Here is a 513-nt window from a genome sequence, read left to right on the forward strand (position 1 = left end):
GCATTTTTTTGATTTTATCCCAGGAGTAAACGTCCCATGGTTCGTATTGAGTCTTTCCTTTGTTAATATAGGAGATACCCCAGGTTGAACCTTTGTTGAATTTCTTTCGAACTCTAGCAATTGACGTTTTCCGTTTCCTTGCCAGTGTCTTCAAACAGCTATATTCTGCTAGATAATTCAGATGAGTTAAAACACTTAGATTATCAGCTAGACAAAAGTATTGGATGATTCCTCTAACGATTGTTTGATAGGTTCGAATTATTTCTAATTCATCTCTATCTGCTAATGTTTCGTCATGTTTTATTTTCCCCCTTTTTAACCAATTGTATTCATATCCATATTCTTCGGCTTTCGCTTGGGGAATTTGGATTTGAACTTTACCGTTTAAGGAATTTCGCGTGGTCTTTCCTTTACGGGTTTTATTGGTGGGATTTACCTTAACCATGTAGGATAGAAACCTAGTTCCTTTGCTGGCTTTAACAATCTTTGATTTATCCTTACTAATAGTAAGTT

1 protein-coding gene is annotated in these 513 nt (G+C 35.5%); it reads right to left on the bottom strand.

What is annotated here, in order from left to right; all coding sequences use genetic code 11:
- A partial coding sequence (locus B2G44_RS01970) for a group II intron reverse transcriptase/maturase (protein ID WP_307781449.1) occupies positions 1-513 on the bottom strand: 513 nt, incomplete at both ends.

Origin of the sequence: Candidatus Phytoplasma citri (genome assembly GCF_002009625.1) — a bacterium.
GTDB classification, from domain to species: Bacteria; Bacillota_I; Bacilli_A; order Acholeplasmatales; family Acholeplasmataceae; genus Phytoplasma; species Phytoplasma citri.